This is a genomic window from Pseudoselenomonas ruminis (genome assembly GCF_008271295.1).
Classification (GTDB): Bacteria; Bacillota; Negativicutes; order Selenomonadales; family Selenomonadaceae; genus Selenomonas_A; species Selenomonas_A ruminis.
Genome location: NZ_VTOY01000003.1, coordinates 15,471 through 41,698, shown reverse-complemented (window position 1 = coordinate 41,698; position 26,228 = coordinate 15,471). Strand labels below are relative to the sequence as shown.

The following is a 26,228-nucleotide window of genomic DNA, read 5'->3' as shown; positions in this document are numbered from 1 at the left end:
TTCGTGTATCGAATGACCTACGGTGATACCGTTCAATCATATTAAACAGATATGTTTTACAAATCGATAATGATATATTACAACAGCGCCCATGAAATGTCAACCATTTTTTATTTTTTGTAAAGCCAATGTTTACCCTGCATCAAACCGCTCATCACACAAGCACCGGCTGCGCCGGCCGCCATTACTTCCGCCAGCCTGTCGGGCGTGATGCCGCCGATGGCATAGACCGGAATCTTTGCTGCCTGGCAGGCCGCCTGCAGGAAATCCAAACCACGCCCCGGCAGGCCCTTTTTGCAATCCGTTTCGTAAATGTGCCCCGCCACCAAATAAGAGCAGCCAAGGCGCTGAGCCTCCGCCACCTCCGCCAGCGAATGGCAGGAAGTGCCAAGGACCTGCCAGCCTGACCGCACCTTGGCGGAAAGCTGCCGCAGCTTGGGAAGTGGCAGCTGCAGGCCGTCCGCCCGCAGCCTTGCAGCCACCTCCGCCTGTCCATGCAGGATTACCGGCACACCGTACTGCCTGCCAATCCCCATGACGTCACGGGCCAGCTGTTCATACTCGGGCGCCGCCAAATCCTTTTCCCGCAGGACGATGGCCCGTGGACCCTGCGCGGCAATCCGCGCCAGCTGCGCATAAAAATCATCCGCGCATAATTTACGATTCGTAATGGCGATGACTTTTGACAAGTCAACATTTGACCGGTCAAATCCTGACTTGTCAATTGTTGACTTGTCAATCTTTTGCTTAAACATAGAGATAATCATTGAGCACTGGCTGCAAGCCCTCGGCGGCCATATCGGCATACATGGCCTCGAGGCTGCGCGTGTCGCAGATCTCAAACTGCTCATCGCCCGTGCGCTCCTCATCTTTGCCCGTATATTTTTCTTCATGGTCGCCTATGCCTGTCGAGACACCGGCCGAAATCTTCGTCGCGCAAATCTTGGCTATGCCATTGCGGAAGGCCGCACTCTCGCGCGACGAGACCGTTATGCCGGCAAACGGCAGGAAGATGCGGTAAGCGCAGAGAATCTGGCAGAGCTGCCGCTCGCCGACATCGAGCGGATTGATCTTGTCGTTGTTGATGATGGGCCGCAGGCGCGGACACGAAAGCGAAAACTCGGCCTGCGGATACTTGCGCTGCAAGTAATAGACATGGAGCGCCGTCGCGAGCGCATCCCTGCGGAAATCCGACAGGCCCAAGAGTGCCGAAAAACCAACGCCGCGCATGCCGCCGCGCAAGGCGCGCTCCTGTGCCTCAAAGCGGTAAGGCCAGACGCGCTTATGTCCCAGAAGATGCAGCGTCTCATATTTCTTGAGGTCATACGTCTCCTGGAAGACCGTGACATAATCAGCCCCGCATTCGTGAAGATAACGATAGTCCTCGGTGTTGACCGGATAGATTTCAAGGCCGACGTTCTTGAAATACTTGCGCGCGAGCTTGCATGCCTCGCCGATATACGAAACGTTTGACTTCGTCTTGCTCTCGCCAGTCAGCAGCAGGATTTCCTCCATGCCCGACGCGGCGATGACTTTCATCTCGTGCTCAATCTGTCCGGCATCAAGCTGCAGGCGCTTGATGTCGTTGTAGCAGTTAAAGCCGCAATAGACACAGTAATTCTCGCAGTAGTTGGCGATGTAGAGCGGCGTGAACAGATAGACCGTATTGCCGAAATGACGGCTCGTCTCAAGCCTTGCCCGCGCGGCCATCTCCTCGAGAAACGGCAGAGCCGCCGGCGACAGCAGCGCCTTGAAGTCCTCCACGGTGCAGGTCTCGTGATTCAGTGCCCGCCGCACATCGACGGCCGTATACGAATCGTAATCGTAGGCCTCCATCGCCGCGATGACCTTCTCCCTTACCGGCGAATGAATTTGCTCCATGTCGGGGAAATATTCCATGGGGTCCTTGCGGCTGGTGGGATCCTGTTCGAGCTGATGCTTTTTGGCCAGCGCCCGTTCGCTAAGTTTTTCCGAATCGACAAAAAACTGATTCTCCATGATTCCGCCCCCTCAGTCATGCAAAAAGCCAGTCAGCGGGTCGGAGGCGGCAGCACCGCGTGTCAGCACGCGGCCAAGCCCGGCAAGATAGGCCTTGCGTCCGGCCGCGATGGCGTCCTTGAACGCTGCGGCCATCAGCGGCAGATTGCCCGCCGTCGCGAGCGCCGTATTGGCCATGATAGCTGCGGCCCCCATCTCCATGGCTTCGCAGGCCTCCGAAGGTTTGCCGATGCCGGCATCGACGATAATCGGCAAGTCAATCTCATCGATGAGAATCTGGATAAACGCTTTCGTCGCCAGGCCCTTGTTCGAACCGATTGGCGCGGCCAGCGGCATGACGGCCGCCGCCCCGGCCTCCACGAGGTCCCGGGCGACATTTAAATCCGGATACATATACGGCATGACCACAAAACCTTCGTTGGCCAGCCGTTCGGTCGCCTTGATGGTCTCAGCATTGTCGGGCAGCAGGTATTTCGAATCCCGCATAATCTCAATCTTGACGAAATCCCCGCAGCCGAGCTCGCGCGCGAGCCTTGCAATGCGCACGGCCTCGTCGGCATTGCGCGCCCCCGAGGTATTCGGCAAGAGCGTCACGCCGTTTGGGATATAGTCGAGGATATTTTCCTGCTCCTTCGTATTGGCACGGCGCACGGCCAGCGTCACGATTTCAGCACCGGCATCCTGCACGGCAGCCTCGATAAGCTGCAGGGAATATTTGCCCGAGCCGAGGATAAAGCGGGAGTGAAACGCATGCCCGCCAATCACCAAACAATCTTCCTGTTTTTCCATCTGTCATTACTCCTCTCCAAGCGATTTCCGGCTGAGCCGCTGCTCAGCCGCCACCCATAAAGCAGACGATTTCCACGACGTCGCCATCCTGCAGGATGGTCGTCTCGTAATCCGCTTTCGGCAGGATGGCCTCATTGTACTCGACGGCAATCGCGCGGCTGTCATAGCCCGCCTCTTTAAGGTAATCACAGAGCTTCCTGCCTGCAGCCTCTTTTGCCTCTCCATTTATCTTAACCATTTGCATCCTCCTACCATGCAAAAAGGGAACCTGCCTGATTGGCAAGTTCCCTTCGGTTTACACGTATCATTCACCGCTCGTCCCTACGTTGGCATTATCCAAATCAGGTTATGGGTCGGAGTCACAAACTCCCTCTCAGCCTGCTGTGATGTTGCCATCGGCAAGCTCCCCTTGCTGTGCAATTGTCTTTGACTATTATACGTCAGCTTACGGTAAAAAGCAAATTCATCAGATAACGTAGTCAAAGTAGAACTGCAAGCGGCGGTATTGGTTCAGGAAGAAATAGCGGTTGAAGAAAGCGGCTTTCACGCGCGGCTCGACATGGCTCGAGGCAAGTTCCCGATAGACCGAGAGCATCTCGCGAAGTTCCTTGGCCTTATAGACCTTGATACCAAAGCCGCGGCCATTGACGAGCGTCCGGCCCGAATACTCGTAGCCAGCGAGCGGCAGGATATCCTCAATCCTGCCCTGCCGTACCGTAACCGCCACCTGATCGCGCAGGATGAGGATATCAAAGTCAGCCGGATATTCATAGCTGATGCCCTTGCGCGGAATCTCATCGCCCACATGGTACGGCTGCTTGACGGCGGCCGCCACCTTCGTGACGTTGTAGCTTTCGACGTCGTAGTAGAACTCATCGAAGACATCACCGCGGGCGCGGATATCGCCATTGACAAAGGCAAAGCCTGCGCCCTCGTCGGCCTTTTCAGCAGCGACGACGATGCCGCCGCCTGCGACATCATAGCCATCGACAAGCACGAACCGGCCCGTTGCCTGATGTTCCTGGAACACATCAAAGGCTATTGCCTCCTTGAGGCTCAGGATGACTTCGGCGACGTCGTTGAGGCGCAGTTCCTTGGCACCCTCACGGCTGTCGAGATTGGCCGCATCGATAGTCTTGACGATATCGGCGACCTCCGCCTCGACCTCCTGCGTAGCTAGCTTTAATTTGTAGGTGCTACCCTTGCGCAGTGGATTGCGTCCCATCCAAAAGATGGAGGCGCGCAGGCGGTTCGACACATGCGGCGCCGTGGCCGCAGGCGTCGTGATGATCTCACCGCGCTGGTTGAAGAACTCATCCCGGACGATGATGCCCGTGGATTCCCCGGCCAAGGCGCGCTCCTTCTTGTCCCGCTCATGCCAGTAGGCAATGGACTGGATGACCGTGCGGCGCCCCGAGGGATAGATGGCGATCTCATCGCCCACGGCGAGCTTGCCGGCCTCGATGCGCCCGGCAATGATGCGGCGGTCGTCGAACTTGAACACGTCCTGTATGGGCAGGCGCAGATCCTTGTCGATAATTTCTTTGCTGGCCTCGAGCAAATCGAGAGAATCCAGCAGCACCGGGCCATCATACCAGGGCATATTGACCGACTTAGTAGCGATGTTGTCGCCCTGATACCCCGATACCGGCAAATAGCGCAGGGGCTTTACCCCCAGCGGTTCCAGGAACTCCTTCATATCGTCAGCAACCTTGTGGAATACATCCTCGGAGTAGTCCACCAAATCCATCTTGTTGACAACCACATAGACCTTCTCGATGCCCAGCAGGGACAGCATATAGCCATGGCGCTTGGACTGCTCCTGCACCCCCTGTTTGGCATCAACAATCAAGAGAGCCGCATTGGCATTGGCTGCCCCCGAAATCATATTCTTGAGGAACTCCTTATGACCCGGTGCGTCGATGATGACGTACTCGCGCTTTTTCGTCGCAAACTGGATCTGGGTCGTATCAATCGTAATGCCCTGTTTCTGCTCTTCCTCAAAGGCATCGAGGAGATAGGCATACTCAAAGGGCTTGCCCGTTTCCCTGGCGATGCGCTTGACCTTGTCCACTGCGCCCTGGGGCAGGGAATCCGTATCGTAGAGCAGACGGCCGATGACCGTCGATTTGCCATGATCCACATGACCGACTACCACGATATGCAGACCTTCTTGTTTCAATTTCTCATCCATTACATATACCCCTCTTTACGCAGTTTCTGCATCGCATAAGCATCTTCCTGGTCCTGCTTGCGCCCGGCACGCTCGCCAGTCTTCGTATGTTTCAATTCTTCAATGATCTTGTCAAGGGTATCAGCCTCCGACTCAATCTGTCCCGTGCAGCAGGCACAGCCCAGGCTGCGGTAACGCTTGCCGTTCTTGGCAAAATACAGGTCGATGATGGGAATATTCTCCCGGCGGATGTATTCCCAGATATCCAGCTCACTCCAAGCAAGAATCGGATGCACGCGGATGTGGTTGCCCTTGGGGAAATCCGTCTTGAACTGATTCCAGAGCTCCGGCGGCTGGTTGGTGTAGTCCCAGCCATCATCCTGGGTACGCTCGGAGAAAACGCGCTCCTTTGAACGCGAGCCCTCCTCATCGCGGCGCACGCCGACGATAAGGCCGTCAAAGCCGTGCTGCTTGACCACCTGCCTCAGGCCCTCAGTCTTGAGCGCCTTGCAGCAGGCAAGCCGTCCCTTATCGGGGCCAATACCCGCATTTATGGCATCCCAATTCGTATGCACGATGAGGTCAAGGCCGAGTTCCTTGGCGACGCGGTCGCGGTAGGCAATCATCTCCGGAATCTTGTGTTTCGTATCCACATGGATGAACGGAAACGGCACATGGCCGTAGAAGGCTTTCTTGGCCAGCCACAGCAGCACCGTCGAGTCCTTGCCGATTGACCAGAGCATGCCGAGCTTGCCCAGTTTCTTATACGCCTCCCGGAGGATGTAGATGCTCTCCGCCTCCAGTTGGTCCAAATGATCCATTGCCATTGTTATCGTCTCCTAACCTCAATACGCATTTGCTTTATTCTTTGCTACGATGATTTCCTGCTCGCTCCCATCGGGAAGTCTTAGTTGCCAGGTAAGCGACACCGCCGTATCATGGGCATAAAGCCGGCCGCCGGCACCGCCAAGATCAGCACTCAGATAGTAGAAAATCGCATCCCGCGGGCACTCCTTGACGCAGGCCGTGCAGCCCCAGCAGTCCCGCACCTCGCGGATGGCGGCTTTGCCCGCCGTCATTTCCAATAGATTTCCCGGACAGACCTCCGTGCAGCGGCCGCAGCCCACGCACTTTTCCGGTTCAATGCTGATGCTCATACCGATCCCCCCGCTTGACTAAATCCCGATAGATGATCTGCACCTTGCCATCTGAAAGCCGCGAATTGACATATTTTTCTAAGGCCGGATTCGTACCCGGATAGTCAAGGTTCTCGGCAAAGGCATGCCAGCGCGTCTCGCGGCGGGCCTTCAGATGCTCGATGAGCACGCGGCAAATGAGCAGGCGCTCCTGCAGTTCAAAAAGCTGCACGAGTCCATAGCCATCTGCCGCCCGCAGGTTTTCACTGAGCCGCGTCAACCGCTCGATGTGCCTTGCCGCCAGCCCCAGTTGTTTTTCCGTATAGCGGTAACCGGCCGTAATGCCGCCCGCATACTCATCCATGACCTGCTGCATGGCCTCCTCAAGGCTCTCAACCGTAAACAGCGGGCTTGCAGCCGGCGGCGTAAGCAGCGTCTCAATCCGCGTGCGGATCCTTTCGCGGGCCGCAGCTGAAAGTGCCGCCCCAGGCCGTTCCGCCGCATACGCAGCGGCGCTTTGCGCGGCAATCTTTCCCTCGACAAAGGCGCCCGTCACGTATTTTTGCGGACAGCCGCCAGCGACATCGCCAGCCGCGAACAGTCCCGGCAGCGTCGTTGCCCGCGCCGCGTCAATCCAATAGCCGCTGGCCGTATGACCGCCGACCACATAGGGCTCGGAACCTTCGACCTCGACATTGGCACTGGCAGGGCCAAGCCCCGTTTCGCGCCACTTCATCGTCTGGGCCGGCGCCATGTTGAGGTAAGCCCGCTCCAGTGAATCCTGCTGCGCCTCCGTGATGCCCTCAGTTTCCAGGTAGCAGGGCCCGCGTCCGGCCAGATTCTCGCTGACCACGGCATAGAGGCGCTCCGACGTCGTGTTGCCGTATTTATGCTGATAGCGCTCGCCCGCCGCATTGACCTGCGCCGCACCGACACCCTGTGCGAGCGTCCCTGTCGGCGCAATCGTATCCTTGCAGCGCAAGGCGATAAACCGCATCTCAAACGTCGTCATCTCTGCGCCAGCCCGCAGGCCCATCGCATAGCCAGCCCCGGTATTGAACGGGCTGTACCACATCTTATGGCGGGAACTGCCCGGATGATTGGGCCGGTACAGGCCAGCTGCACCGCCCGTGGCACAGATGACGGCCTTAGCCTGCAGGAAATATACTTTATCCTGCCGCACGCCAACGCCCCAAGCCCCTGTCACCGCGCCGTCATCCGCCTGCAGATAGTCGACGGCACTTACATGTTCCAGCACTTCCACATTCGGACACCGGCGCACCGCCGCCGCCAACAGCGGCTTGATGTTCTCGCCATTGATTTTCAGATTGCGCCAGCCGCGCGAAACATACTGCCCCGCTTCATCCTTCAGGATGACCAGCCCCAATTCTTCCATGCGGCGGGTCACCTCATTGAGCCCGCGCGACATCGTCAACAGCAAATCATCGCGCACGATGCCCGCTGCGTCTTTAGCCGCATAATCGGCATAATCTTCCGGGGTGTGCCCCGGCGTGATATAAGCATTCAAGGCATTGACACCGGCGGCCAGGCAGCCGCTGCGCTTGATGCCTGCCTTATCCACGAGCAGCACACTTAGCTTTGGATGTTCCTCCGCCAGCGTAATCGCTGCATAGCAGCCCGCGGCACCACCTCCTATGATCAGCACATCCGCCGCCTTATCCAAAAATTCCATTTATCCAACACATCCTGCCTTAAATAACTACTGACTCTTCCTGTTTCGCACTGTTTTCGATAATCTGCGTCTTACCACCGGCAAAGCTGTAGACGCGATGGATAAGCACCAGCGCCTTGTCGCCCTCATGGAGCGGCTTCTTTTCGAGACTTCGCCAGCCATGCAGGAGCTGCCCCTTTACCTCGACGGCCACTTGCACATTGCTGCCCCGGAAGTAGACGGCCTTGACCGTACCCTGCTCGGCCGCCAGCGGCATCAGGATTTCCTCTTCATCAGCAGCAATCTCCAGGAATTCCGGCCGCAGGATACCCTCATGGCTGCCAGCACCATTCGAAAAGCCCTTGAACACCGTATAATCGGGCACATGCACCGACTCGCCGATAAAATCCGCGACAAATGGCGTCTCGGGATGCTGATAGATAGCAGCTGGCGGGCCAGCCTGCTCCACATGGCCGTGATTCGTGATGATGATATCATCGGCCACCTCGACCGCCTCATCCTGGTCATGCGTGACAAAGATGCTCGTAATGCCAAGCTGATGGATTGTCGCGCGCAGCCATTGCCGCAATTCCTTGCGCACCTTCGCGTCGATGGCCGCAAATGGCTCATCGAGCAGCAGGAGCTCAGGCTCTGGTGCCAGTGCTCTGGCAAAAGCCACGCGCTGCCGCTGGCCGCCCGACAGCTGCTGCGGATAGCGCCCGTCAAACTCTGCCAGGCCGATAAGCTCCACCAGCTTGTCCACGCGGGCTTTGATTTCCTTAGGCGGCACCTTCTGTACCTTGAGGCCAAATGCGATATTTTCGCGCACCGTCATATGGCGGAACAGCGCGTAGTTCTGGAACACAAAACCGATGCCGCGCCTGCCCGCCGGCAGGTCGTTGACCCGCTTGCCCGCGATGAAGATATCGCCGCTGTCGGGATGCTCGAGACCTGCAATCATGCGCAGGATGGTCGTCTTGCCACTGCCCGACGGTCCCAAAAGGCCAATCAGTTTTCCTTTTTCCACAGTCAGATTCACATCATCTGAGGCCTTGAATGTGCCAAAATTCTTATGAATATGTTTGAGTTCTACTTCAATTGCCATTTCTTAGCCCCCTTTTGGCCCGCCATTCTACCAGATTCCGCAGAATCAGGATAACGACAGCCAGAATTACCAGAATCGATGCTACGGCAAATGCCGCCGTAAAATTGTATTCGTTATACAGGATTTCAATATGCAGCGGCAGGGTATTCGTCTTGCCACGGATGTGTCCTGAGACGACCGATACCGCGCCGAATTCGCCAAGAGCCCTGGCCGTGCAGAGTATCACACCGTAGATTAACGCCCATTTGATATTCGGCAAGGTAACGCGCCGGAAAATCGTCCAGCCGCTTGCGCCCATCGTCGCCGCCGCTTCCTCCTCACTGCGCCCCTGCGCCTCCATGATGGGCACGAGCTCCCGGGTGATGAATGGAAACGTCACGAACACCGTCGCGAGGATGATGCCCGGCACCGCAAAGATGATTGCGATGTGTTCAGCACGCAGAAACGGATAGATTGGACTCATGCGGCCAAACAAGATGACAAACAACAGACCGGCTACGACCGGCGAAATGGCAAAGGGCAGATCCAGCAGCGAACTCCAAAAAGCCTTGCCGCGGAAATCGTATTTCGTGAGCAGCCAGGCCGAAGCCAGGCCAAACACCGTATTGCCCAGCACCGCCGCCACCGTTGCCTCCAAAGTCAGGAAAAGCGCCTTGCGCGCAAAGGGCTCATTGAGCGCATCAAGATAAACCTGCCAGCCCTTAGCCAGGGCTTCGCTCGCCACGAGGATGAGCGGCAGCACCAGCATAACCAGCAGGAATACAGCAGCCAGCCCGATAAGCCCCCATTGACGGAAATTATGCGGTTTCACAGCCACCATTCACACCCCCTGTTTCTGCACGCGATAGCGCTGATACCCATTGATGACCAACAGAATGGCAAACGACAGCAGCAGCAGGACCAGCGCAATGGCCGCCGCAGCCTGATAATCAAACTGCTCCAGTTTTGCCATGATTAAGAGCGGTGCGATTTCCGTCTCATAGGGAAGATTGCCCGCAATGAAAACCACGCTGCCATACTCACCGACCCCGCGCGCAAACGACAGGGAAAAACCGGTGAGCAGCGGCGATACCAGTTCGGGAAAAATCACGCGGCGGAAGGTCAGCCAATCGCCGGCCCCCAGCAAAGCGGCGGCCTCCTCCACCTGCGGGTCTAGATCCCGCAGCACCGGCTGCACACTGCGCGCCACAAACGGCAAACCGACAAAGACCATCGCCAGCGTAATGCCCAGCGGCGAAAAGGCCGAAGGAATGCCCAGTGCATACAGGTACTGGCCGAGCCAGCCATTTTCGGCATAGAGCGTCGTAAGCGCGATACCTGCCACCGCCGTCGGCAGGGCAAACGGCAAATCGATAAGCCCATCGAGCAGCCGCTTGCCAAAGAAGTCATAGCGGACAAGCACCCAGGCCAGCAACAGGCCAAAGACACCATTTATCACGGCTGCCGCCAGCGCCGTCAGCAGGCTGATATAATACGCATGAAACACGCGGTAATCGAGTACCACCGCCAAAAACTTCTCCCAGCCCATGCCTGCCGTATACAGGACAAACGCAGCTAATGGAATCAGTAAAATAAGCGATAGATAAAAGAATGTTATGCCGCAGGTAAAGCGATATCCCGGAATGACTTTCTTATTGCTGAAACTCTTCACTTTCCTGCCTCCTTCACCACATCATTTCTTCTCATAAATCTGGTCAAACGTACCGCCATCGGCAAAATGCTCCTTCTGCGCCTTCGTCCAGCCGCCGAAAGCCCCGTCAATCGTCACGAGCTTGAGCGGCAGGAATACATTGGCGTATTTGGCAGCAACTTCTTTATCACGCGGACGGTAGAAATTCTTAGCGGCAATTTCCTGTCCTTCCTTGCTGTAGAGGAAGTTGATATAGGCCTCAGCCAGCTTGCGCGTACCCTTGCGCTCAACAACTTCATCGACAACAGCGACCGAAGGCTCTGCCAGGATGCTGATGGACGGCACGACAATCTCATAATCGTTTGGCGCGTCCTTGACCGACAACAGGGCCTCATTCTCCCAAGCGATAAGCACATCGCCCTGGCCACGCTGGACAAACGAAGTCGTTGCCCCGCGCGCACCGGAATCAAGTGCTACGACATGGCTGAACATTACCTTGAGGAAATCTTTTATCTTGGCCTCGTCGCCATTGTTATGCTCCTTGGCATATTCCCAGGCCGCCAGATAATTCCAGCGCGCACCGCCTGACGTCTTTGGATTCGGCGTTACGATCTGCACATCGTCGCGCACGAGGTCATTCCAATCGTGGATGTTCTTCGGGTTGCCCTTACGCACGAGGAAGACGATAGTCGACGTATACGGTGCCGAGTTATCGGGGAACTTCTTGATCCAATCCTTATCGATGAGGCCTGCCTGCGCAATCTCATCGACATCGTAGGCCAGCGCCAGCGTGACGACATCAGCCTCGAGGCCATCGCGCACCGAACGCGCCTGCTTGCCCGAGCCGCCATGGGACTGCGAGAACGTCACATCCTCGCCGGATTCCTTCTTCCATTCCTCCTTGAACTTCTCATTGAACTCCGCGAAGAGCTCACGCGTCGGGTCATAGGAAACATTGAGGAATTCCTTGCCCGCACTGCCATTATCTGCCGCTGTATCTCCACTGCAGCCAGTCAGCGCTCCAATTGTAAACAAAACCCCAGCTGCCAGTCCAAACCATTTTCTCGCCTTCATTTCAAACACTCCTTATCCTTGTACTACTTTTCCAAAATAAATATATAAAAAAGCCTATGGACGTACGACATGCCTAGCACTGCTAGCGCATGCCATACGGTTCCATAGGCTTTCGTTTTCGAATGACCTGCGGTTATCCGTTTAATCATAAATTATCTTATATGCCTTCACCATCAAGTCCGGTAAAGCGCTGTTTTTCCGTCCGTTCCATCTGTACGATATCGCCTCGTTTTACTACGATGACCAATCGTCCATACTGCAAGCGCCCAAATTCCTGCTTAACATGCTCGGAAATATGCTGCCGCTGCTTTTCAGACCAGACCTGCACTTGCGAAGGGACGCCAAAACAATCCATTCGCAGCTTTTCATTCCATTCCACTTGGACCAGAATTCCATCCTGAGCCACTAAAACAACTTCGCCATAACTGATAGTCTGTAAGATTCTCAGGATTTCAGTCATAACATCATGGGGTACTTCTCCCCTCTTCAATTTTCGTCCTGCCATCCATTCACCCTCTTAAAATATACTTATCAGATATGTTTAATTTATAATGTATGATATACCTTTTCTTTCCATTCGTCAAGCATTTTTTACAAAAACTATGTAATATTGTAAACAAAAAGCTCTGTTTCTGCGCATCACGGTTTCACACCGCTTCACAAAAACAGAGCTTTTTACTCAGCAAACTAAATCTTGAATTTCTCGACCGCTGCCTCCATGGACTGCGCCATTTCAGTGAGCTGCCGGCTCGAGCTGGCGATTTCGTTCATCGTCGCCGTCTGCTCCTCCGTTGCCGCCGATACCGTCTCGGCTTCGCCGGCAACAGTGCGGCTCATGGCACTAATCTTGGCAATTGCACCAGAAATCGTACTGGTGCTCTCGGAAAGGGTCACGACAATGCGCTCCATTTCCCGCGTTTCCTCGACTACCTTCTCAACCATTCCGGCAATATCCTTAAAGGTCGTACCGGCACCATTTACTGCCCCGACACCATTCTGCACCTGGTTGACGCCTTCCTGCATGACCGATACGGCACTGCGCGATTTCGACTGAATAGAACCAATGATACCGGCAATCTCATGAGCCGACTCACTCGACTGCTCGGCCAGCTTGCGGACCTCATCAGCGACGACGGCAAAGCCGCGGCCATGCTCACCGGCCCGCGCAGCCTCAATGGCGGCATTGAGTGCCAGCAGATTCGTCTGCTCAGCAATCTCCGAAATCGCATCGACAATCGTGCCAATCTTATCCGATTCCCGTCCAAGCTCCTCAATGACCTTGGCCGACTCGCTGACCGACTGCTCGATAAGCTTCATCTGCTGCACCGCGCTGGCGACTTTTTGCTCACCATCATCAGCCTGGGATTTAGCCGAGCCGACAACCGTTCCGGCATGATCGAGGGCCTTTTCGAATTTTTCCATGTTCAGCGCCAGATTGCCGATGTGCTCACTGGCATTCTCAACTTCTGTGAACTGCTCACTGCACGAGCCGGCCACATTGACAATCGAGTCAGCGACCTGACCGCTAACCTCTGCCGACTGCTCGGAGCTGTTCGTCAGCTGCTGCGACGAAGTAGAAACCTGCTGACTTGACTCCGCTACCTGCCGCATCATATCGTGAACCTGCTCCTGCAATTTCTCCAGGGCACGGCTCATCTCGCCAATCTCATCCTGCCGATGAAGCACTTCATCCAACGGTTCGCCCTTACGGAAATCGCCAGTAGCCAGAACCCCCAGCTTCCGGGTTACAATGCGAATCGGCCCTACAACCGTATTGGCTGACCAAAGGCCAAAGCCAACAAAAATACTCATCAATAACACGATGCTGCCACCGAGTTTCAAGAGACTGGAATAAAAGTTTTCATCGGCCGCAGCCTGCGCTTCGGCGACCCGCGCATCAATGTAGTCAATCCATACGCCCGTACCCACTACCCACTGATACGGAGCAAACGTCGCCGTATAGTTGCGCTTGGGCAGCGGAGTCGTTTCATTTGGCTTGGCAAACATCAAATCCGTATAGCCGCCGCCATCTTTGCGGCCGTTTTCAATCATTTCTTTGATGAAATGACGCCCCTCCGGGTCTACCAAATCAATACGGGATTTTCCCTCCGTATCGCGCCCGAGCAGCACCACATTAACCCCTTCATAGGTATCAATCCAGAAATACCCTTTCCCATCATCATATCGCATATCCCTTACGATACCGGCGGCTTCCTTCTTGGCCTGTTCCTCGGTAAGTTCTCCCTTCTGCTGCCGGTCGTAGACGTGCTTGATAGCCGCAATCGCAGATTCCGTCTCAATCTTGAGTTCCCGTTCTACGTCCTGCGTCAATGTTTGACGAAACGATTCAACCTGTCGATTCGTCTCGCTTCTCAAATTGGTAATAAAGATAGCACTTACCAGCACAGCGGTAAGTACAGCTGTCCCAACTACCATGAAAACAAAGCGTCCCTTCAATGACATGGCAATCTCCTCCTATATCCTTATTCTTCCCATAATTTCTGTTGTATCAGTTCGACACCATCCCATAAATTCCTGCCTTTGACAGAATTTTATAAATTCGCATATAAAAAACGGCTGAGACAAAACCTTGTGGTCTTATCTCAGCCGTTTCATTATTTAATTTACTGCCACCCCTGCATAGTCCAATAGTCTTCGATTCCCTTTACCACAGGGTAAAAAGCATCTTCGATATTGGCCAGGTGGACGACCTGCCAATGACCGTCTGCTTGTTGTTCCAGCTCTGCTTCAATCGTCAGATGCGGAACCAGTTTGCCATAGGCGTCCTCACTGCCAGTGATTTCAAAGACCGCAATGGCCGTCTTGCCCTTTTTCTGAACGGTTTTCAGCTCTGCCGAGTAGCTGTCCTCGAACTTCGCCATCTCATCAGATACCCATTTGGCCTGTCCATCACTGCGGCTGATAGGCATGAGCTTGGGATCCATATAGAACTCGAGCGACCGCTGGATGAAAACAATATCATCACTCCGGCGTCCGGCAATATACTCTTTCATGAATGCCGTATCGTGACGGAAAAACCAATCCTGCGGATACGTCTCATGCAAAGCTTGTATGTTATCTGCCAAAACAGCCGTACTCTCATCATACGTAGTCGTGATAAGATGGTCTACATCGGCATATTTCTTAACCTTGTCATAATCCCGCGACTTAACACCATCCGCGAGCTGCTCCAGAGCATATTCCGGCGTGCGTTCTGCTTGATAGGTATAACCGATACCACCGCCGGCTGCCACTAGCAGAGCAAACAGTATCAGCATGATATTTTTCATACGCATAATACCAACCTCTCAATCACACCAATTTTTTCCTACTTTATCATGTGTCCCTGTAGAAAAAATGAATTTGACCGGTCAAACCCTGTTTAGTGTCCCATGTACTGCGGGACCGGCTTTTTCGTCAGCGTATTGGTAACCCACGGAAAATGCTGCTTTAGATACAAGCCGACCTGCTCGCCAATATATTTTTTGCCAAAGTAATCCGGATGAAGCCCATCGGTTGTATAGCTGGCATTGAGCCAGCCACTGCTGTCCGAAAGCATTGAGGCAATATCCAAATGATAGGTCTGCTGCATAACCCAATCGTTTACATAATCCTGATGCGTCTTCCAATCATAAGGCGGCTGATCAATATGAGCGCGCTTAACCATCAGCGTCGGATTGATTGGCGTCGGCGTCAAAAACACCGGAATGATTCCGTAGGCATCGCATTTTTCCTTAATCGCCTTGAGATTCTGAACAATATGCCAGCCGTTGGTACCGGCACGATAATCGTTGACACCGCCCATGATGACCAGTACCCGCGGCGAAAAGGGCAGTACGTCACGCTCGAAGCGTTCAAGCATATCGCCAGTCGTATTGCCGCTAAAGCCGATATTCTTTACCGGCACACTGCTATAGGTCTCCCAATCATAGAGCAGATATCCCGGCGGCACCGACATAGCGCCACCGCCATGCGTGATGCTGTCGCCCAGAGCCGCAATCGGCGTCGGTGCCGTAACCGTGAAATACTTCCGGCCAGACCATTCGCTGATTGCAAAGCCATACGCATCTACCGCACGAACCCGCCAATAATATTTTCCCGGCGTCGTATAGCCGCCGTCTTCGTATACATCATAAGTCCCGGCCCGCAGGGAATGAACCAGCGTATCGCCATCCGGCGACGTGCGGTATACCTGAACCTCATGATGTTTGGCTCCCTCGGTGGGAATCCAGGAATACACCGGATAAACCGGCGCATAATCCATCTGTTCAAACTGCGTCGTCGGTTTCGGCGCAATAGGATTCAGCTCACTGCCCTCCAGAATAGGCTGCGGCTTAGAAAAATGACCAATGGGGTTGCCATTGTAATCCAGTGCACAGACCTTCCAATAGAATTTGCCCGCGTCTTCCCCGAAACGGCTCAAATCCAAATCAACGCCATTGGTAAAAATCTGTTCCTTCGCCAGAGCAATATTGGCTTCCACATCCTGCTCGGAACGAAGCACCACTACCTGATATTGCACCGCGCTTGGCCGCTCCGGCCAAGTCAAACGGATCTTTCCGATTTTCATTGCCAAAGGCTTCACCTGTTTTTCTTCCACCGTCTTTGCTGGCGACGTCTTTTCATCATTTCTGCCGAACGCGATAACTCTTGGAGACTGCGCCGTTTTTTGAATCACACGCTTATTCGTCTGATTCGTTGTCGCAGCCATCGCGGTTGTCTCTGCCAGCAGGCCAGCCGCCAGACAAAGCGTTCCTATCATAAGCCACTTCTTGTTCTTCAGCTTTATCTTCATGATATAGTCTAAAACTCCATCCTAATATCTTCTTTCTAATTGACAACATCCATTATTATAACGCCATTGATCCTATTTTGCCAACGGCAAAAACTTTTCCTGTCAAAATACTTGCCCTATGTGACAAGACAGTTTATAATACAAAAGCATCAATTGTCTTGTCAGTAGTCAATTGACATTTTTACGAAAAGAGGTTATATCTCATGATACTTGAACGCTTGGAACAACTTCCTGTAGGTTCATTCCAGTATAAGCTGCTGTTCATCACGGGCCTTGGCTGGCTCTTTGACTCCATGGACACGGGCCTCATCGCCTTTGTCCTGCCAGTGCTGGCCAAAGAGTGGAGTCTTACCCCGGCACAGGTTGGCTGGATTGGCTCCATCGGCCTCATCGGCATGGCACTCGGTGCTGTGCTGGCCGGAACCCTTGCCGACCGCATCGGCCGCAAAAAAGTATTTACCATTACGGTACTGCTTTACAGCCTTTCCACCGGCATGTGCGCCCTGTCCTGGAGCTATGAATCCCTGCTGTTCTTCCGCTTCCTCGTCGGCTTTGGCCTCGGCGGTGAACTGCCAGTAGCCGCTACGCTCATGAGTGAATATGCGCCGTCGCACCTTCGCGGCCGCTTTATCGTCCTGCTCGAAAGCTTCTGGGGTATTGGCTGGCTCGTTGCCGCCTGCATCGCCTACCTGTTGATTCCGGCCTTTGGCTGGAAAATCGCCTTCGCTATCGGCACGCTTCCGGCTCTCTACGTCTTCTTGATTCGCCTGCACATGCCGGAATCCATCCGTTACCTGATCTCGCAGAACCGCATCGATGATGCCAAGCAGATTATCCTGGACCTCGAAGCAAAACTTCGGGTAAAGAGCCAGCCTTTTGCCACTGAACTCAGCGACACCGAAAAAGGCAAGAAGGCAACGGCTGCGCCAAAATTTGCTACACTTTGGTCGAAGCCTTTCCGCACGCGTACTGCAATGCTTTGGCTCGCCTGGTTCGGCATCGTCTACAGCTACTACGGCATCTTCATGTGGCTGCCGTCCATCGTCTACGCCCAAGGCTTTGCCGTTGTCAAGACGTTCGAGTACGTGCTCATCATGACGCTCGCCCAGCTGCCGGGATATTATGCCGCCGCCTGGCTCGTTGATATCATCGGCCGCAAATACACGCTGTCGCTTTTCCTGCTGCTCTCGGGTATTTGCAGTTTCTTCTTCGGCAATGCATCTGACGCATCGTCGCTTCTCGCCTGGGGTGCAGCCATGAGCTTCTTTAACCTCGGGGCCTGGGGCGTCATCTACACCTACACACCGGAGCAGTATCCGACCACCATCCGCGCCCTTGGCAGTGGCTGGGCCGCTGGTTTTGGCCGCATCGGCGGCATGCTCGCCCCGATGCTCGTCGGCCTCATGCTCGGAAACGCCATGGGCATGAACACCATCTTCATGATGTTTGCTTCCGTGCTCATCATCGTATCGGCCATCGTCATCGGCCTTGGCAAGGAAAGCAAACAAAAGACGCTCGAAGAACTCGAAACCGTTCTGGAGTCCTGATATATTTGGCATAACAAAAGACCAACCCGCCGGGTTGGTCTTTTGTTATGCCTTTATTCCTCCAGCTTCAAACCGCCAGCCACCTGCTGCATAAACACCTTAGGCGTCGTGTGCAGGTATTTTTTAAACACGATGCAATAATTTTTATAGTCGCCAAAACCTGTCTGTTCAGCCACCTCGTAAACCCGCCAGGTTCCCGCTGCCAAGAGCTCAAGACTCTTTTTGAGCCGGTACCGTGCCAGCAGGCTGCCAAATGTCAGACCGGTCTCTTCCTTGATTTTCCGCGAAAGATAACTCATCGATACTCCCTGCTCGGCCGCCAGCGTCTCAATGCTCAATTTCCCCTGATAGCCACGCTTGATGGCCGCCAAGACATGCTTCACATAGGGATTGCCACTGTGATATTCGCGTATGAGTTCATCCGTCCAGTTTTTTCCGGCCCCATCCACGGGGCCAGTTTCCTCTGGCAGCGGCTCCTCCCTGGCATTTTCCAGCCGACTCAGCACTTGGGCCAGCACGCTTTCATCGATAGGCTTTAGCAGATAATCGGCAGCCTGCAGACGCACCGCTTCCTGCGCATAGTCAAAATCAGCATAACTGGTCAGAAAAATGACTTTTGCGTGATTGTGCTCGGCCTGCAATTCCCGCGCCAGTGCCAAGCCGTCCATGCGGGGCATCTTGATATCCGTCAGCACGACATCAGGCTTGGTCTCACGGATTCCCAAAAGCGCCGTCCGGCCATCGGGCGCATCGCCTACCACTTTGACGCCGAGCCGCAGCCAATCCACCGTACAAATAAGGCCGCGGCGGATGATTTCCTCATCCTCAGCGATATAAAGTTTTAACATGATACCCCCTCCTGTCTCGGCAGCCGCATCTCTACCCGCGTGCCGCCCGCTGGCGGCTGGCTGAGTTTCACGCCATAGTCCATGCCAAACATCAACTGGATACGACGATGGACATTATAAATTCCTTTATGCACTGTATTGTTCTCTCCCTCGCGCAGAAGCTGCTGCAAATGGTCAAATACTGGTTTCGACATGCCGAGGCCTTTATCCTCCACAATGACGAGCAGGTCCTGCTCCATTGCCGTGACACTCAGGCGCACCTCAATCCGCCCCTCGTCATCCTCACCGTATTTGATGGCATTTTCCAGAACTGGCTGGAACAGCAGCTTGGGAATCATACAATCCTTCACCGCGTCATCAATATACTCACTGTAATGAAGCCTGTCACCAAAGCGATACTGCTGGATTTCCATATAGCTATGGAGGTATTCGATATCCCTTACCAGTTTCACCCGGCGGGTTTCTTCATGCAGACTGTAACGAAGCAGGGAAGACAGCGCATGTATCATCTGCATCGCGGCATCGCTGTCCATTTTCACCATGAACTTGATGTTCTCGAGGGTATTGAACAAGAAATGCGGATTGAACTGCGATTCAAGCTGGCGTACTTCCGAAATGACCGAAGCCCTTGCCTCCGCTTCATTTTGACGTATCAAAGCCTGCAAGCTCTCGGTCATGCGGTTGTATTCTTCCTCGATAATCGCCAGCTGGCTTCCCTCATGAACGGCCAGCCGGTTGTCCAGCCTTCCCTCTTTAACCTCGGCGAAAGCATCCACGAGGTCATCCACCGCCTGGGAACGTGCCCGGCTCTCGCGCCGCACACTGACGAGAATAATCGGAACCATAATCAGCACAAGCCCCAGCAGGATTCCTGCTCCCAGCGCATAGCGAAGCAAGAGGTCCGTCACGGGCGATATAGCATAGACGGTATAACCTGCCACCGACTCCACGCGGGGCACTTCCTCCCGGGTCACATAGTATTCCTGATTCTTAACCTGCACGAGCCCCGCTCGTACCGAAGCAAATGGTTCCGTCACCTTACCCATTCGCACTGCCGCCGAAGCTCCAGTTGCAATCTGCGCATTGCCAAAAGAATCCGCCACGATAAAATCCGTAGTTCCCGAGGCGATATTATTTTCCAGATAGTCCCCGGGAATCAAAAAGAAAAACCAGCCCTTTAGCTCGCCCTTGCAAGCCACCGCCTGCCCAATAAGCAAATCGTGTTTTGCCGAATCACCGCGGCTCACGAATTCAGCCACCGGCTGCTCGGGATAATTCATCATGCGATGGAGGATTCCCCACTCCTGATGAAAGGGCTGCATCGCCAGTGGCAAAGTTTCCTGACTTCCCAGCAGAACGTTTCCCTGCGTGTCCACCAGATAAAACTGCGTTCCATCATGGGCAATGTTGACCTCATGGTAGAGGTATTGATAAATCTCAGCCCGTTTGCCCGGATTGTTCTGCCATTCGCGAAGGTCTGTTTCCGCCGCTAACGTTCCCACGGCCCGCTCAGTCCGCTGCCAGTAATCGGAAAAAATGCCATACATGACATCCGTTACCATCTCGCGCTGCTCGTGATTCGCATCCGTCACATAATGCTTCCAGCTGAAAAGCATCAGCACCGACCCCACGACAGCCAGAACAAAGACCGGGACCAAGGCGTATTTCGTCAGCGCCCCCCTGACCTCATCTTGAAATCTATGCCGCATGTTGCCCTCCCATAGTTTCGTCTTTGTTCTTATTATATCGTATTGTCACCAGCAACGCTATCCTTGAAGTTATACAAAAACAACCTGCATAGTTAGAGCCCCTCAAAGTATATTTACCACTCCCCCCTCGCACGGTGTAACGATTTTATTATCCCCCAAAATCAAAAGATGGTGTTTTCATATACAAAGACATGAAAACACCATCTTTTGATTTTTTAAATGTTACTGTACGCTAGTGAAGATATCCTTGAATTTATCCAGCCAGGATTTCTTGTTCTTGTTGACGACTTCCTCATTGTCCGTAATCGTGTTGATTTGCGATTTTTCGAGGAGGCCTACTGGTGCCGGGACGTCGTCACGGACACTGCGGCGATGCAGTTTCTGTGTAATCAGCGTCTGAGCATTTTTGCTCGTGATGAAATCGATGAACTTCTTCGCATTTTCCATGTGTTTGGCATTTTTGATGATGTAGATGCCATCCGGTTTGGAGATAACGCCCTCTTTCATGTAAACGAGTTTTACATGCGCACCATCGGCTACATATTTTGCGCCGCCTTCTTCGAAGGTGCAGCCAACTGCATATTCACCATCAGCTACGCCTTTGTAGACAGCCGACGAACCGGAGAGCAGTTTGCCATCGAGGTTGGCACAGAATTTCTTGATGTAGTCCCAGCCGTTATCCGGATTGCCTTTGCCCATTGCATAGAGCATGTTGATGAGATGCTCATAGGAGGACGAGGATTTCGACGGGTCAGCCATGGCGATTTTGCCCTTGAGGGCCGGATTCAGGAGGTCTTCGTACCCCTCAACCTTGATGTCGCCAATGAGATCGGTATTGACCATGATGACACTCGGGATATCCGTGAAGCGGGTGATGGAACCCTCTTCGTTCTTGAAGGCCTGCTGGATATGGTCTTCGTTGACCGATTTATACTGCTCAAAAAGGTCAGCCTTCGGTTTCATCGTCGAAAGCGAACCGCCCCAGAAGATATCGGCCAGCGGATTGGCTTTCTCGGACTCCACGCGTTTTAAGAGCTCACCGGTACCTGCTGCTACGACTTCCACTTTGACGCCGCTTTCCTTTTCAAACTCTTCCACGAGCGGATTGATGAAGGACAGCGGATGCGGGCAGTAGATGACAATTTTGTTTTCATCATCACCACTGCCGGCTGAACCCTTGGCGGCCTGTTTATCACCGCCGCAGCCGGCGAAGCAGGTAGTCAGCATTGCCGCGCCCAAAAGCGTAGCAATAATCTTTTTGAGTTTCATGAATAATTCCTCCTTTGTTCCCTATAACCTCATGGATTGATTTATAACGTGACATCGCGGCGGCCGGATACCTTGAAGAATATCACCATAGCCGTGATGGTCGTTAACGTAAGAATTGTCGACAGTGCCGCCGCGGTACCGTAGCTGGCACGGATGACTTCCGTATAGATGGCAACCGACATGGTCTTAGTGGCACCAGTAAACAGGATAACCGAAGAACTCAATTCATTGATAGCGGTAATCCAGGAAATGATTGCACCGCTCATGACACCGGGCAGCATCATGACCGCCGTAACCTTGAAGAATGTCTTTACCGGCGAGGCGCCGAGGCTTATCGAAGCTTCCTCCAGACTCGGACTCAACTGATAGAGGATAGCCGAACTCGAACGCAGCGTATATGGCAGACGCCGGATGACCAGCGAAATGATGATGATGAGCGCCGTCCCCGACAGCAGCATCGGTTCTTCATTAAATGCCAAAAGCAGCGTGATACCAAGGACAGACCCGGGGATGATGTAGGGGAACATCGTAAGCGTGTCGATGATATCCGTGAGCCAGCTCTTGCGGCGCGTCGTAAGATACGCCACCGTCATGCCCAGGAACACAATAGCTGCCATCGCTGCGGTACTGAAAATATACGTGTTGGAAATCGCCGTTCCCAGTTCATTGAAAATCCGGATATAACTGTCAAGCGAATAGCCGTCCACGAAAATCGAACCATTTGTCTTGAGGAACGAGGTATAGATGACCACGAGCTGCGGAATCATCGACAGCGCCACGAGCAGATAAATGCAGGCATGCATGACCACATTTTTGACACCGTGAAGTGCCCCCGTCTGCATCGGACGAAGAGAACTCATCGTAAATGACTTGCGATTGACAACATATTTCTGCAGCATGAAAATCGTCGAAGTGATAAGGACCATGATTGCTGCCATCGCCGCGGCGAAATTAGCCTGGTCACCGACCTCGTTGATGAACTCCGAATAAATCATGACCGGCATGACATTGAAGCCCTCACCAATCAGCATTGGCGTACCGAAATCTGCCATGGCGTTCATAAAAACCATCAAGGCTCCGGCCAGAATTGTCGGCGTAATCAGTGGCAGGATAATCGTTACCACCTTGCGGATGCCACTGCAGCCAAGGCTCTCGGCTGCCTCGATAAGTGCCGAGTCGATATTTTTCATCGCGCCGGCCACATAGAGGTAAATAAACGGATAAAGTTTCAGCGTGAGCACGAGCAGGATTCCAGCAAATCCGTAGATAGACGGAAAGTTAATGCCGTATTCTGCCAGATAGCGCGTCAAAATACCACTGCGGCCGCCAATCAAAATCCAGGAATAAGCACCGATAAACGGCGGCGATAACAAGGAAATGATGATGCAGATTTCCACGATACTCTTGCAGCGCACGCGATAAAGCGTCATGAAATACGCCAACGCCGTGCCGATTATAACGGCCAGCACTGTGACACTGGTCGTAACGGTAAAGCTGTTTATCATGGACTGATAGTAATATTTCCGCTCAAAGAAATGAATGAAGTTCTGCATCGACCAATTTCCCGTCGCCGCATCCTGAAAGGCGCTGACAAACAGGGAGAACAATGGATAGATCAAAAACAGGCCAAAGACTACGATGGACAACAGCGTAATCCACGCCCAAAAATCCCATTGAAATCGTTTATTCATTTTCCACCACACCTTCCATCAAGCTGCGGCTGCCATCGGCTACAAAAATGTTGATTTTCATGGCATTTGGTTTCAGATAAACGGTATCGCCTACTTCCAGTAGTTTCTCGGCATGGCCGAGGTCCTGGCTGTATTCGATGGATGGCTGGTCAGGAACCAGCATCTCCTCGGGAAATTCCAGACTGTAATTGACATATTTGCCTAAGAATACCTTCGTTGCGACCTTGCAGCGGACACCTTCGCCCTCGCGGCATATCGAAAATTCCTCCGGGCGGACCGAAATGACAACCTCCTGCCCATCGGCAGCTTCCTCGCTCAGCGTCGTCATGTTCATCTTATAGCCATCGGCAAATACCACCGTCTTTTCGCTGCCTGCGGCTTCGATATGACCTTTGAACAGATTGGAATGACCAATAAAGGTCGAAACGAATACGTTATACGGCCGCGTATAAATCGTATGCGGCGAAGCCGTCTGCTGGATAACGCCCTTTTTCATGACCGCGATGCGGTCCGAAATCGACAGTGCCTCTTCCTGGTCATGGGTGACGTAAACCGTAGTGATTCCGACCTGTTTCTGTACCTCCCGAATTGCCGAGCGCATTTCCACACGCAGCTTGGCATCGAGATTCGACAGCGGCTCATCCATCAGCAATACACTCGGATGGATGACGATGGCGCGGGCCAGCGCTACACGCTGCTGCTGGCCGCCCGACAGACGCTCTGGCAGGCGGTCCTGATACTCGGTAATCTGAACCACATCGAGAATCTTATCCACCTTTTTCTTCATTTCATCCTTCGGCATCTTGCGAAGTTTCAAGCCATATTCAACATTTTCCCGCACCGTCAGATGCGGAAATATCGCATAACTCTGGAAAACCATGCCGATATTGCGCTTATGGGCTGGGATATCGTTGATGACCTGCTCATTGAACTTTATTTCACCGCCCTCAATGCTGTTGAATCCGGCAATCATGCGCAGAAGCGTTGTCTTGCCACAGCCTGATGGCCCAAGGAGCGTGAAAAATTCACCATTTTTTATGTGTTCCGTAAGCCCAGGGATAATCGTCAGGTCTCCGTACTTCTTGACCACATTATCCACATTTATCGCCACACTCATATGCAACGCCTCCGTTCATCGTGTATTACTTTGTTTGTTATTACATTTATATAATAACGGTTAAATAAATAGCTAACAATCCAAAATAATGCACAATTATCCGAAAAAATGAACCAACATCTCAGGAAAGAGGTTGGTTCATGCGTGTTTGAACGTGCAAGAATAAACAAGCAGATATTGAAAAAAACATCTACAGCCGCTATAATAAAGATAAGAAAAAAGCCACCGATAGACGGATTATTCCCTCGCTCGATGGTTAATCTATTCTAGTTAGAATAACCGCCGGAGGTAAGGGATCGGCGGTTATTTCTTTTTTACCTCTATAATGAGGAGCAGGAGAAGCAGAAGCTTCAGCGTGTCCGCATCTATCGGTAACACCTCCACTTCGGGTTGACCAATCGACCACGCTTACGCTTGGCCTCAAAGCACCTTTCTGCGAGGGTGTACGTTGCAAATAATCCGCCTACCGTATCTGGTGGCCTGACAGGATTTCCTGCCAGGCATATTATAGCATGAAGCCTTCAGTGAGACAATAACAACGCAGGCGGCTGACTTGTCAAAAAATGACTTGTCAGCCGCCTGCGTTGTATATCTATTGCAATTACCATGCAATATAATCAAACAAAAGGTCCGCCAACCCTCTGCGTCAACAGACCTCTTTCTGTCCTCAGCCAATCGTTATCGTATAGCTGATTTTATTTTCTTCGCCCGGTGCCAGCGTCTCGCTGCCTTCCCTGTCCTTGAAGTCGCCCTGGAAGTCAACGTAATCCGCATGTCCATGCCACGGTTCGATGCAGAGGAACGGCGCGCCGCCCTTGTCCGGCGTCCAGTAACCCCAGTACGGGAATCCCTTCGCCTGAACCGTCACTTTTTTATCGCTCTTGGTGGAGCAGATGCTGACCGTGTCGGATTTCTGTGCATCATAGACCAGCGCATCATGTTTAAACATCTCATAGTTAAGCGGCAGTTTCGTGCCTTTGACTGCCTGGTCGCCGTATTCGTGCTGAATCTGTCCCTTGCTGTCAATCGGGAGGTTCTTCATGTCCTCGCTCGCATTAAATTCCAAATAGCAATCGTCAAAGCTCTCCCCGGCCACAATCGGGCAGCGGAAGGCGCCATGCGAACCAATGGAATAAACCATGTGCTTGTCATCGAGGTTCTGTATCTTCCAAATGACTTTAATCTGGTTGTCATCCAACTCATAGGCAATATTCAGCTGGAATTTCCACGGGTAGACCTTGAGCGTGTCTTCCGTCCATTTCAGCGCAAACTCGATGCGCGTCTCCTCTCGCGATACGAGCTCAAATTCCGAAATGCGCCCGAGTCCATGGCCCGGCAGTTTATATTCCTGGCCATCGACCGTATATTTGCCATCCAGCAGTTTGCCGACAATCGGGAAGAGTACCGGCGAGCTGTATTTCCACCACTCGGGGTTGCCGTCCCAAAGATATTCCGTTTCATCTTCGCGCTCCTTGATGGACCGCAGTTCTGCGCCCTGACTGCGCACCAGCACACAGAGCTTTTTGTTTTCCAGCGTATAAAGCATCCGAAAAAACTCCCTTCGTTTATCTGCTATCTATTCTACCATGAAAAAACCGAAACAGGTTTCCAAATTTTGCTAAACTTTTCCCAAAAAATTTGACGAGGCAATGCCCCGTCAAATTCAGCCTTCGCT

23 protein-coding genes and 1 riboswitch are annotated in these 26,228 nt (G+C 53.2%); of the genes, 1 reads left to right on the top strand and 22 read right to left on the bottom strand.

All coding sequences use genetic code 11. From position 1 onward, the window contains the following. Nucleotides 1–110: 110 nt before the first annotated feature. The 16 genes from FZ040_RS05620 to FZ040_RS05545 all read right to left on the bottom strand — a co-directional run bounded on the left by FZ040_RS05620 (nt 111) and on the right by FZ040_RS05545 (nt 16,372). Nucleotides 111–755 (bottom strand): thiamine phosphate synthase, encoded by a 645-nt coding sequence (locus FZ040_RS05620; RefSeq protein WP_149171110.1) that lies wholly within the window; start codon nt 753–755, stop codon nt 111–113. Then, the gene (gene thiH / locus FZ040_RS05615) at nt 748–1,998 is read right to left on the bottom strand and encodes a 2-iminoacetate synthase ThiH (protein WP_149171109.1); all 1,251 of its coding nucleotides are present in this window, start codon (nt 1,996–1,998) and stop codon (nt 748–750) included. Before thiH ends, FZ040_RS05620 begins: the two co-directional genes overlap by 8 nt. A gap of 12 nt (nt 1,999–2,010) precedes the next feature. Continuing rightward, nucleotides 2,011–2,787 (bottom strand): thiazole synthase, encoded by a 777-nt coding sequence (locus FZ040_RS05610; RefSeq protein ID WP_149171108.1) that lies wholly within the window; start codon nt 2,785–2,787, stop codon nt 2,011–2,013. 43 nt (nt 2,788–2,830) lie between these two features. Further along, complete coding sequence (gene thiS / locus FZ040_RS05605; RefSeq protein WP_149171107.1) at nt 2,831–3,025, bottom strand: sulfur carrier protein ThiS; 195 nt, start codon at nt 3,023–3,025, stop codon at nt 2,831–2,833. A 61-nt stretch (nt 3,026–3,086) separates the two neighbouring features. Continuing rightward, a riboswitch (TPP riboswitch) is annotated at nt 3,087–3,207 on the bottom strand. Nucleotides 3,208–3,253: 46 nt separating this feature from the next. Continuing rightward, nucleotides 3,254–4,981: a sulfate adenylyltransferase subunit 1 gene (locus tag FZ040_RS05600; protein WP_149171106.1), complete on the bottom strand. Its 1,728-nt coding sequence runs from the start codon at nt 4,979–4,981 to the stop codon at nt 3,254–3,256. Beyond that, the gene (gene cysD / locus FZ040_RS05595) at nt 4,981–5,787 is read right to left on the bottom strand and encodes a sulfate adenylyltransferase subunit CysD (RefSeq protein ID WP_255448770.1); all 807 of its coding nucleotides are present in this window, start codon (nt 5,785–5,787) and stop codon (nt 4,981–4,983) included. The genes FZ040_RS05600 and cysD overlap by 1 nt, the downstream gene beginning before the upstream one ends. 18 nt (nt 5,788–5,805) lie before the next feature. Next, nucleotides 5,806–6,117: a ferredoxin family protein gene (locus FZ040_RS05590; RefSeq protein ID WP_149171105.1), complete on the bottom strand. Its 312-nt coding sequence runs from the start codon at nt 6,115–6,117 to the stop codon at nt 5,806–5,808. Continuing rightward, a complete protein-coding gene (locus FZ040_RS05585) occupies nt 6,101–7,789 on the bottom strand; it encodes an adenylyl-sulfate reductase subunit alpha (RefSeq protein ID WP_149171104.1) in 1,689 nt (562 codons plus the stop codon). Before FZ040_RS05585 ends, FZ040_RS05590 begins: the two co-directional genes overlap by 17 nt. 19 nt (nt 7,790–7,808) lie before the next feature. After that, a complete protein-coding gene (locus FZ040_RS05580) occupies nt 7,809–8,873 on the bottom strand; it encodes a sulfate/molybdate ABC transporter ATP-binding protein (RefSeq protein ID WP_222930948.1) in 1,065 nt (354 codons plus the stop codon). After that, nucleotides 8,863–9,693 (bottom strand): sulfate ABC transporter permease subunit CysW, encoded by an 831-nt coding sequence (gene cysW / locus FZ040_RS05575; RefSeq protein ID WP_149171103.1) that lies wholly within the window; start codon nt 9,691–9,693, stop codon nt 8,863–8,865. The genes FZ040_RS05580 and cysW overlap by 11 nt, the downstream gene beginning before the upstream one ends. Next, a complete protein-coding gene (gene cysT, locus FZ040_RS05570) occupies nt 9,694–10,524 on the bottom strand; it encodes a sulfate ABC transporter permease subunit CysT (RefSeq protein WP_149171102.1) in 831 nt (276 codons plus the stop codon). A 21-nt stretch (nt 10,525–10,545) separates the two neighbouring features. Then, a complete protein-coding gene (locus FZ040_RS05565) occupies nt 10,546–11,577 on the bottom strand; it encodes a sulfate ABC transporter substrate-binding protein (RefSeq protein WP_149171101.1) in 1,032 nt (343 codons plus the stop codon). A 157-nt stretch (nt 11,578–11,734) separates the two neighbouring features. Continuing rightward, nucleotides 11,735–12,082 carry a YezD family protein gene (locus tag FZ040_RS14110; protein ID WP_222930947.1) on the bottom strand — a complete coding sequence of 116 codons (348 nt, stop codon included), beginning with the start codon at nt 12,080–12,082 and terminating at the stop codon, nt 11,735–11,737. 182 nt (nt 12,083–12,264) lie between these two features. Beyond that, the gene (locus tag FZ040_RS05555; RefSeq protein WP_149171100.1) at nt 12,265–14,040 is read right to left on the bottom strand and encodes a methyl-accepting chemotaxis protein; all 1,776 of its coding nucleotides are present in this window, start codon (nt 14,038–14,040) and stop codon (nt 12,265–12,267) included. Between the two features lie 161 nt (nt 14,041–14,201). Next, nucleotides 14,202–14,873 carry a hypothetical protein gene (locus FZ040_RS05550; protein WP_149171099.1) on the bottom strand — a complete coding sequence of 224 codons (672 nt, stop codon included), beginning with the start codon at nt 14,871–14,873 and terminating at the stop codon, nt 14,202–14,204. Nucleotides 14,874–14,959: 86 nt separating this feature from the next. After that, on the bottom strand, nt 14,960–16,372 hold the full coding sequence (locus FZ040_RS05545) for an SGNH/GDSL hydrolase family protein (protein ID WP_255448769.1): 1,413 nt from the start codon (nt 16,370–16,372) through the stop codon (nt 14,960–14,962). Between the two features lie 203 nt (nt 16,373–16,575). Between FZ040_RS05545 and FZ040_RS05540 the strand changes: the two genes are divergently transcribed. After that, nucleotides 16,576–17,919 (top strand): MFS transporter, encoded by a 1,344-nt coding sequence (locus FZ040_RS05540; protein ID WP_149171098.1) that lies wholly within the window; start codon nt 16,576–16,578, stop codon nt 17,917–17,919. A 53-nt stretch (nt 17,920–17,972) separates the two neighbouring features. Here the strand turns inward: FZ040_RS05540 and FZ040_RS05535 are convergent, their stop codons facing one another. The 6 genes from FZ040_RS05535 to FZ040_RS05510 all read right to left on the bottom strand — a co-directional run bounded on the left by FZ040_RS05535 (nt 17,973) and on the right by FZ040_RS05510 (nt 26,099). Next, on the bottom strand, nt 17,973–18,767 hold the full coding sequence (locus FZ040_RS05535; RefSeq protein ID WP_149171097.1) for a response regulator transcription factor: 795 nt from the start codon (nt 18,765–18,767) through the stop codon (nt 17,973–17,975). Beyond that, nucleotides 18,761–20,476 (bottom strand): sensor histidine kinase, encoded by a 1,716-nt coding sequence (locus FZ040_RS05530; RefSeq protein WP_149171096.1) that lies wholly within the window; start codon nt 20,474–20,476, stop codon nt 18,761–18,763. Before FZ040_RS05530 ends, FZ040_RS05535 begins: the two co-directional genes overlap by 7 nt. Nucleotides 20,477–20,698: 222 nt before the next feature. Further along, nucleotides 20,699–21,745, bottom strand: a complete 1,047-nt coding sequence (locus FZ040_RS05525) for an ABC transporter substrate-binding protein (RefSeq protein WP_074514206.1) — start codon at nt 21,743–21,745, stop codon at nt 20,699–20,701. A gap of 41 nt (nt 21,746–21,786) precedes the next feature. Then, nucleotides 21,787–23,436 (bottom strand): ABC transporter permease, encoded by a 1,650-nt coding sequence (locus FZ040_RS05520; protein ID WP_149171095.1) that lies wholly within the window; start codon nt 23,434–23,436, stop codon nt 21,787–21,789. Continuing rightward, entirely contained in the window at nt 23,429–24,553 is a 1,125-nt protein-coding gene (locus FZ040_RS05515; protein ID WP_149171094.1) for an ABC transporter ATP-binding protein, read from the bottom strand. The genes FZ040_RS05520 and FZ040_RS05515 overlap by 8 nt, the downstream gene beginning before the upstream one ends. A 667-nt stretch (nt 24,554–25,220) precedes the next feature. Further along, nucleotides 25,221–26,099 carry an aldose 1-epimerase family protein gene (locus FZ040_RS05510; RefSeq protein ID WP_149171093.1) on the bottom strand — a complete coding sequence of 293 codons (879 nt, stop codon included), beginning with the start codon at nt 26,097–26,099 and terminating at the stop codon, nt 25,221–25,223. Between the last annotated feature and the right edge of the window lie 129 nt (nt 26,100–26,228).

Bases quoted from the DNA above. Each gene is read 5' to 3' on its own strand.
- thiS (WP_149171107.1), bottom strand. From the start codon at position 3,025: ATGGTTAAGATAAATGGAGAGGCAAAAGAGGCTGCAGGCAGGAAGCTC.
- FZ040_RS05535 (WP_149171097.1), bottom strand. From the start codon at position 18,767: ATGTTAAAACTTTATATCGCTGAGGATGAGGAAATCATCCGCCGCGGC.
- FZ040_RS05555 (WP_149171100.1), bottom strand. From the start codon at position 14,040: ATGTCATTGAAGGGACGCTTTGTTTTCATGGTAGTTGGGACAGCTGTA.
- FZ040_RS05530 (WP_149171096.1), bottom strand. From the start codon at position 20,476: ATGCGGCATAGATTTCAAGATGAGGTCAGGGGGGCGCTGACGAAATAC.
- FZ040_RS05610 (WP_149171108.1), bottom strand. From the start codon at position 2,787: ATGGAAAAACAGGAAGATTGTTTGGTGATTGGCGGGCATGCGTTTCAC.
- FZ040_RS05540 (WP_149171098.1), top strand. From the start codon at position 16,576: ATGATACTTGAACGCTTGGAACAACTTCCTGTAGGTTCATTCCAGTAT.
- FZ040_RS05550 (WP_149171099.1), bottom strand. From the start codon at position 14,873: ATGCGTATGAAAAATATCATGCTGATACTGTTTGCTCTGCTAGTGGCA.
- FZ040_RS05510 (WP_149171093.1), bottom strand. From the start codon at position 26,099: ATGCTTTATACGCTGGAAAACAAAAAGCTCTGTGTGCTGGTGCGCAGT.
- FZ040_RS05580 (WP_222930948.1), bottom strand. From the start codon at position 8,873: ATGGCAATTGAAGTAGAACTCAAACATATTCATAAGAATTTTGGCACA.
- FZ040_RS14110 (WP_222930947.1), bottom strand. From the start codon at position 12,082: ATGGCAGGACGAAAATTGAAGAGGGGAGAAGTACCCCATGATGTTATG.
- FZ040_RS05620 (WP_149171110.1), bottom strand. From the start codon at position 755: ATGTTTAAGCAAAAGATTGACAAGTCAACAATTGACAAGTCAGGATTT.
- FZ040_RS05590 (WP_149171105.1), bottom strand. From the start codon at position 6,117: ATGAGCATCAGCATTGAACCGGAAAAGTGCGTGGGCTGCGGCCGCTGC.
- FZ040_RS05525 (WP_074514206.1), bottom strand. From the start codon at position 21,745: ATGAAACTCAAAAAGATTATTGCTACGCTTTTGGGCGCGGCAATGCTG.
- FZ040_RS05585 (WP_149171104.1), bottom strand. From the start codon at position 7,789: ATGGAATTTTTGGATAAGGCGGCGGATGTGCTGATCATAGGAGGTGGT.
- FZ040_RS05520 (WP_149171095.1), bottom strand. From the start codon at position 23,436: ATGAATAAACGATTTCAATGGGATTTTTGGGCGTGGATTACGCTGTTG.
- cysW (WP_149171103.1), bottom strand. From the start codon at position 9,693: ATGGTGGCTGTGAAACCGCATAATTTCCGTCAATGGGGGCTTATCGGG.
- FZ040_RS05545 (WP_255448769.1), bottom strand. From the start codon at position 16,372: ATGAAGATAAAGCTGAAGAACAAGAAGTGGCTTATGATAGGAACGCTT.
- FZ040_RS05565 (WP_149171101.1), bottom strand. From the start codon at position 11,577: ATGAAGGCGAGAAAATGGTTTGGACTGGCAGCTGGGGTTTTGTTTACA.
- FZ040_RS05515 (WP_149171094.1), bottom strand. From the start codon at position 24,553: ATGAGTGTGGCGATAAATGTGGATAATGTGGTCAAGAAGTACGGAGAC.
- cysD (WP_255448770.1), bottom strand. From the start codon at position 5,787: ATGGCAATGGATCATTTGGACCAACTGGAGGCGGAGAGCATCTACATC.
- FZ040_RS05600 (WP_149171106.1), bottom strand. From the start codon at position 4,981: ATGGATGAGAAATTGAAACAAGAAGGTCTGCATATCGTGGTAGTCGGT.
- thiH (WP_149171109.1), bottom strand. From the start codon at position 1,998: ATGGAGAATCAGTTTTTTGTCGATTCGGAAAAACTTAGCGAACGGGCG.